This window comes from Mycobacterium sp. TH-M15 (genome assembly GCF_057473705.1).
This window is the reverse complement of the sequence record NZ_JBYCLB010000345.1, coordinates 1-6,141: the sequence shown is the minus strand read 5'-3', so window position 1 is coordinate 6,141 and position 6,141 is coordinate 1. Positions and strand designations below refer to the sequence as shown.

At 69.9% G+C, this 6,141-nt stretch carries 7 protein-coding genes and 1 riboswitch; of the genes, 4 read left to right on the top strand and 3 right to left on the bottom strand.

The window, feature by feature from the left end; genetic code table 11:
- The 4 genes from lepB to AC2VNT_RS08510 all read left to right on the top strand — a co-directional run.
- Nucleotides 1–598: signal peptidase I (gene lepB, locus AC2VNT_RS08525; protein ID WP_486946441.1), on the top strand; the 598-nt coding region annotated here is incomplete at its 5' end.
- A 2-nt stretch (nt 599–600) separates the two neighbouring features.
- Entirely contained in the window at nt 601–1,302 is a 702-nt protein-coding gene (locus AC2VNT_RS08520; protein WP_486946440.1) for a ribonuclease HII, read from the top strand.
- Between the two features lie 7 nt (nt 1,303–1,309).
- Nucleotides 1,310–1,615, top strand: coding sequence for a DUF2469 domain-containing protein (locus tag AC2VNT_RS08515; RefSeq protein WP_486946439.1), 306 nt, complete (start codon nt 1,310–1,312; stop codon nt 1,613–1,615).
- 24 nt (nt 1,616–1,639) lie between these two features.
- Entirely contained in the window at nt 1,640–2,305 is a 666-nt protein-coding gene (locus AC2VNT_RS08510) for a GNAT family N-acetyltransferase (RefSeq protein WP_486946438.1), read from the top strand.
- Here AC2VNT_RS08510 and AC2VNT_RS08505 read toward each other — a convergent pair.
- From AC2VNT_RS08505 to AC2VNT_RS08495, 3 genes are all read right to left on the bottom strand, one after another.
- Nucleotides 2,251–3,807: a MutS-related protein gene (locus AC2VNT_RS08505; RefSeq protein ID WP_486946437.1), complete on the bottom strand. Its 1,557-nt coding sequence runs from the start codon at nt 3,805–3,807 to the stop codon at nt 2,251–2,253. The two genes, AC2VNT_RS08510 and AC2VNT_RS08505, sit on opposite strands and share 55 nt — an antisense overlap.
- Nucleotides 3,804–5,336 carry a MutS-related protein gene (locus AC2VNT_RS08500; RefSeq protein ID WP_486946436.1) on the bottom strand — a complete coding sequence of 511 codons (1,533 nt, stop codon included), beginning with the start codon at nt 5,334–5,336 and terminating at the stop codon, nt 3,804–3,806. Before AC2VNT_RS08500 ends, AC2VNT_RS08505 begins: the two co-directional genes overlap by 4 nt.
- 26 nt (nt 5,337–5,362) lie before the next feature.
- A riboswitch (Fluoride riboswitch) is annotated at nt 5,363–5,422 on the bottom strand.
- A gap of 22 nt (nt 5,423–5,444) precedes the next feature.
- Nucleotides 5,445–6,141, bottom strand: a 697-nt coding sequence (locus AC2VNT_RS08495; protein WP_486946435.1) for a PPE family protein, SVP subgroup, incomplete at its 5' end; no start/stop codon positions are given.

The window sequence follows — 6,141 nt, the reverse complement described above, 5'->3', positions numbered from 1 at the left end:
CGTGGTCGACAAAATCAGCTACCGGTTCCATCCGCCGCGGCCGGGCGACGTCATCGTGTTCCGCGGGCCGCCGTCCTGGAACGTCGGCTACCGGTCGATCCGGTCGCACAACACCGTGGTGCGGTGGGTGCAGAACGCGCTGTCCTTCGTCGCGCTCGTCCCGCCCGACGAGAACGACCTGGTCAAACGGGTCATCGCGGTGGGTGGCCAGACGGTGCAGTGCCGCAACGACACCGGGTTGACCGTGGACGGTAAGCCGCTGCGCGAACCGTACCTGGATCCGGAGACGATGATGGCCGACCCCAGCCACGACCGCTGCCTGGGCAGCGGCGGTGTCAACGTGGAATTCGGGCCGGTGACGGTCCCGGACGGGCGGCTGTGGATGATGGGCGACAACCGCACCCACTCGGCGGACTCCCGCGCTCACTGCGCGAACAACCAGACCGACCTGCAGGAGCGGAGACTCTTCTGCACCGGCGACGACCCGGAGCTGGGCACCGTGCCGGTGGCCAACGTCATCGGCAAGGCCGTGTTCATCGCCTGGCCGCCCGGGCGGTGGGGCCTGGTGGACTCGGTCGACCCGCAGCAGGGCCCATAGCCATGGCCCCGGCTGGCGCAGCCTGGCCGCCCCGCACGGTGATCCGCAGATTTCCGGGGCTGCGCACCCTGGAGTCGGCGCTGTACCGCGGTGGCCTGGGCCCGGTGGCCGGCGTCGACGAGGTCGGCCGCGGCGCCTGTGCCGGGCCGCTGGTGGTCGCGGCCTGCGTGCTCGGCCCCGGCAGGCTGAGCGGCGGCCTGGCGGGGCTGGACGACTCCAAGAAGCTGACCGGGAAGGCACGCGAGGAGCTTTTCCCGGCGATCCGCCGGGCCGCGCTGGCCTGCCACGTGGTGTTCATCTCGGCCGCCGAGGTGGACCGCCGGGGGGTGCACGCGGCGAACATCGAAGGGATGCGCCGGGCGGTGGCCGGGTTGGCGGTGCGTCCCGGCTACGTGCTCAGCGACGGCTTCCGGGTGCCGGGACTGCCGATGCCGTCGCTGCCGGTGATCGGCGGCGACGGCGCCGCGGCCTGCATCGCCGCGGCCAGCGTGCTGGCCAAGGTGAGCCGCGACCGGCTGATGGTGGCGATGGACGACGACCATCCCGGCTACGGTTTCGCCGACCACAAGGGGTACACCACCCCGGCGCACACCGCGGCGCTGGCCGCCCTCGGACCGTGCCGGGAACACCGGCACTCCTATGCCAACGTGCGAAGCGCGGCGACAATGGAGACACACCGAAGAGAAGGAGCGCTGAGCAGATGAGGGCCCGATGAGCGCCGAGGATCTCGAGAAGTACGAAACCGAGATGGAGCTCTCGCTCTACCGCGAATACAAGGACATCGTCGGCCAGTTCAGCTACGTGGTGGAGACCGAGCGGCGGTTCTACCTGGCGAACAACGTTGAGATGGCGCCGCGCAACGCCGCCGGGGAAGTCTATTTCGAGCTGCAGCTCTCCGACGCCTGGGTGTGGGACATGTACCGGCCGGCCCGGTTCGTCAAGCAGGTGCGGGTGGTCACCTTCAAAGACGTCAACATCGAAGAGGTGGAGAAGCCCGAGCTGCGCCTGCCGGAATAGCGCTGTCGGTCTAGGCTTGCTGGCATGACCGCTGTCGACCGTGCCGTGTCCCGCCGTGAGATCACCGATGCCCTGCTCAAAGCGATGGAGCGCCGGCACGAGGTGCTCGACGTGATCGTCGACTCCGACGACCGGGCCGGAGCGGTCACAGCGATCGCGGAGCTGCTCGGCACCTCGCAGCTCGGCTGTGAGGCGATCATGGGCATGTCGTTTCACCAGCTCACCAAGGATTCCCGCGCCACGATCGCCGACGAACTCGACGACCTGAACTCGCAGCTGGACTTCACCCTCGGTGAGCGCCCGGCGAGCCTGGGCGAGACGCTGACCCTGCGGCCGTTCGCCAGCGGCCCGGACCGCGACCTGTTCGCGCTGCGGACCGAGGATGTCGGCGCCAGCGCCGACGGGTCCGGCCAACCGGCCCGCGGCATCGACGACGAGATCCACTCGGTGCTGGCCCGGATCGACGACGAGGACGCCGCGTTGCTGGTGGCGCTCGACGGCGAGCAGAAAGTGGGGATGGTCTTCGGCGACCTCGCCCACGGCGAGGTGAACGTGCGGATCTGGATCCACCCCGAACAGCGCAAGAAGGGCTACGGCACCGCGGCCCTGCGCAAGGCCCGCTCGGAGATGGCGGCCTACTTCCCCGGTGTTCCGCTGGTGGTGCGCGCCCCCGGCGCCCACGCCGGCTGATCGGACACGCTGATCCCGAAGACCCGCCGGTAGGAGTCCTGCCCGTAGCTGGTCGGTTCGGGTTCACCCGGGATCAGCCGGAACGTGCGCGCACCGTCGGCGCGCCGCTCGGCCCGCAGGAACAGGTCGGCGGCCTGGTTTCGCTGGTACCGGTGGTGGGCCAGGTCGTAGAGGTGGGTGACGAAGACGACTTTCACCCCGCTCTCGATCATCGCGCAGGTCACCTCCCGGGCGATCTGCGACCCCTCGCGCTCGTTGGTGGACGCGAACGACTCGTTGCACAACAGCAGTGCTCCGGACCCGATGAAGTCGGCGATCGTGCTCATCCGGGCCAGTTCCTCGTCGAGCTTGCCGTGCGTCATGGTGGCGTCCTCCTCCCGTTTGAAATGGGTGAAGACGCCGGTGCGGACGTCGGCGTGCAGTGCTTCGGCGGCGACGAACATGCCGGCCTGCAGCATCACCTGCGCGGTGCCGACACTGCGCAGGAACGTCGACTTGCCGCCCTCGTTGGCGCCGGTGACCATGATCAGCGATCTCCCGTCGGCGTCGACGTCGGTGCCGGTCACCGTCCTGTCTGTGGTCAGGCAGAGCCCCACATCGCGCAGGCCCCGGCAGCCGAACCGCGGCTCGCCGATCGGGGTCGGCGTCGGGAAGCAGGTCGGCACGCCGTGTTCGGTGAGCCGGTCGTGCAAGTTCACGCAGCCCAGGTAGAAGGCGAGCTCGCTGCGCAGCCGCAGGAAGAACCCCTGGACGTGGTCCGCCGACTGGGTGACGGTGTTGGCGACGTCGTTGACGGCGCGCCCGGCGAGCTCGGTGAGGGCCTGCGCGCCGGCCTCGTCACGATCGGGGATCACGAATTCGTAGCCGTCCTCGTGGGCGCCGATCAGCCGCTCCCACCAGCCGCGGCTGGGTGGCTGGTGCAGCAGGTGGTCCTCGCCCTTGTTGCCGATGCCGAGGCGCGCCGACAGCAGCACTCCGCGGGGCAGGCTCAGCTCGGCGAGCTGCTGGTCGAGCTGCTGCAGGTAGTCGTCGGGGAGCTGCTCGGCGAACATCGTCAGCAACTGCCGGAAGCCGGCGGAACGGAACGCATCGGCATGTTCGTCGCGCAGCGCGCGCAGCTGTTTGAGGTTCTCGATGAGGTACCCCAGCACCCGCACCGAGCGCCGCAGGATGGCCTCCGGATCGCGGGAGAGCAGCCCGCCGAGGAAGACCTTGCGCCGTACCTCGGCGGCGTCGACGGCGATGTCGTACAGCCGGCGGACCACCGCGCGCTGGGCCAGGCAGTCGGCGAGCACCCGCTGGCGGTAGCCGATCACGTCGGGGTCGGTGACCGACAGCGGCACCACCTTCTTGACCGTCTCGAGCAGAAATGCGTCACCGCCCGCCATCGCCCGGTACAGCCGCGGCAGCTCCAGGTCGTCGTCGACGAGATCGGTTATCCGCCACGGCAGCCGGGGTGTCAGGTCGATGTCGCACTCGGGGTGCAGCAGTCGGACTTTCATCGGTCGACCCGCTCTCGCAAGGCGTCGTGGGTCACCCCGTACTTCGCCGCCAGGGCCGCGGCGTAGGCCAGCCCGTCCGGTGGCCGGCGGGTGAACCGGAACGTCCGTTGGGTCGGATCATGGTGGGCGACCTCGCCGACCATGCTGACGCACGCCGGATCCAGGCTGGCCAGCTCGTCGAGGAAGGTGACGTAGACCGCGACACAGCCCAGCGCGATCATCTGCTTCAGCACGCTGGTGCCGATCAGCACCGCGTCGTCGACGGTGGTGGAGGCGAAGCTCTCGTTCATCACCACCACGCTCGTCGCGGTGGCCCGGCTCAGGATCTGGTGGATGCGTACCAGTTCGTCGTCGAGCTTGCCGTGCAGGGTGGCCAGGGTCTCCTGTCGCTCGAAGTGGGTGTAGACCGCGTCCGGCACGGTGCATGCCGACCGGGTGGCGGGCACCGGGCAGCCGAGCGCCGCCAGGTACACGCATTGGCCGATGGTCCGGGCGACGGTGGTCTTGCCGCCCTGGTTCGGCCCGGTCACCACGAAGATCCGTTCCGGGCCGGATAGCCGGAAGTCGTTGCAGACGACCGGAGCGCCGTCGCCGACGGACTTGAGCGCCAGGCTGAGGTCGAACGCCCCGTCGGCGCGGACGACACCCGGTTCGACGGTGACCTCGGGGTAGCTGAACCGCAGCCCGGCCGCGGTGAACGGCGCGATGAAGGTCAGGTAGCTCAGGTAGAACCGGATCTCCCGGTCGAACCGGGAGATGACCGGGTCGACGAAGTGCTGGTGGCGGGTGCAGAACCCGGCCAGCTGGGCGAACGGCCGCGGGTACAGTTTGGCCACCCGGTCGAGGATCTGCTCTTCGACGTGATCCATCTCGGCTGCGTCGGGGATCCGGACGTGGTAATCCTTGGCTGCGTCGGTGGCGAACCGCGCGAACGTCTCGGCCACCGCAAGGCTGTAATCGGTTTGGCCGGTGAACTTCTCGACGTGGACCCGCAGCCCCTGGATGTGCACGGCATAGCGCACCCGGTGCAGATCGCCCTGCACGGTCTGGGCGTCGACCTGCAGCTTTCGGAACGTGGCGCCGTCGGCGTAGCGACGGACATGGTCGGCGAAATCGCGCAGGCCACGCGAGGTCTTCTCGACCCGGGTGAACGCGTCGCTCAGCGTCGACACCGCCGCGCAGTACGCCTGCACGGCGTAGACGAGCCAGCCCTGGCGCTGCAGCGGGTGGAAGAGCGTCTTCGCCTGGTGGTAGCGCTGCCGCACGGTGCGCATGGCGGCGACGAAATCGTCGATCGGCCGGCGCAGTTCGTCACGTTCCAGATCGCGGAACACCTCGTGGCGGTAGGTTACCCCGGCGACGTCGTGCAGCGGAGCGTAGAAGAATCCCTTCAGGCCGTCGCCGGGTTCCGCGCTGGTCACCGCGTCGATGACCTGATCCAGGTGCAGATCGGACAGGCAATCCGGTGCCGCCGGCGGTTCGGTGGCCGCTTCGGAGTCCGGGAAGAGGATGCTGGTGAACGATGTCATGGTCTCGCACCTACCTTCCACCGTCTGCGTAGGTAGAAGCCATTAGCCCGGTGGCGGTTTCGACGAGCTTCATCGTCGGTACCGATGCTACGCCGAATCGCCCGTTCATCAGCCCGCTGCCGGTGAGCGCGGTACCACGCTGGGCCGGCGCAGCTTGGCCGCGGCGGTGTTGACGCCGCGGCCGGCCCTCGAGCCGAGCATCGCCTCGCCGAACATCCCCGGTGAGACCGCGGCCGGGACGCCCGCGGCGGCGACCGGGCTCGCCGCCGGAACGGCCGACGTCGCCGCGCCGGTCGCCGGTGCGGTGGTGGCGGCCCAGGCCTGTGGCACCGACAGCCGGTTGACCAGGGTGGCCTGGCCCATCGCTGCCGACGCGACCGGTCCGCCGACGCCGGCGGTCGGCGGCAGCTCCGGCGGCGGCGCCGCCGGCGGCTGCGGCAGCGGCCCGAGCCCCAGGAACGGACCGAGTCCCTGATGCGCGTCGCGCTCGGCGTTGACCGCGATCGAGTGGTTCGTCGTCGCGATGTTCGCCCCGCCGACCGACGAACTGCTGACCGACGCCGCTCCGCTGGTGGAGCTCACCGTGCTGTTGAAGGCGTCCAACCCGAGCGAGGCGGTTGGGATGGCCTGGGCGGCTTGAGCGGCGGTCGCGGCAGCCGGTTGCGCGGCCGCCGCACCCGGCTGGGCCGCCGCGGCGGTCGGATTCGCGACCGCCGGCGCCTGGCTGAACGGCGCGAGCTTCGATGCGGCCGTCGAGGAGGCCGGGTAGCCGTGCATCATCGTGACGTCCTGGGCCCACATCTGC

Bases quoted from the DNA above. Each gene is read 5' to 3' on its own strand.
- AC2VNT_RS08500 (WP_486946436.1), bottom strand. From the start codon at position 5,336: ATGACATCGTTCACCAGCATCCTCTTCCCGGACTCCGAAGCGGCCACC.
- AC2VNT_RS08520 (WP_486946440.1), top strand. From the start codon at position 601: ATGGCCCCGGCTGGCGCAGCCTGGCCGCCCCGCACGGTGATCCGCAGA.
- AC2VNT_RS08505 (WP_486946437.1), bottom strand. From the start codon at position 3,807: ATGAAAGTCCGACTGCTGCACCCCGAGTGCGACATCGACCTGACACCC.
- AC2VNT_RS08510 (WP_486946438.1), top strand. From the start codon at position 1,640: ATGACCGCTGTCGACCGTGCCGTGTCCCGCCGTGAGATCACCGATGCC.
- AC2VNT_RS08515 (WP_486946439.1), top strand. From the start codon at position 1,310: ATGAGCGCCGAGGATCTCGAGAAGTACGAAACCGAGATGGAGCTCTCG.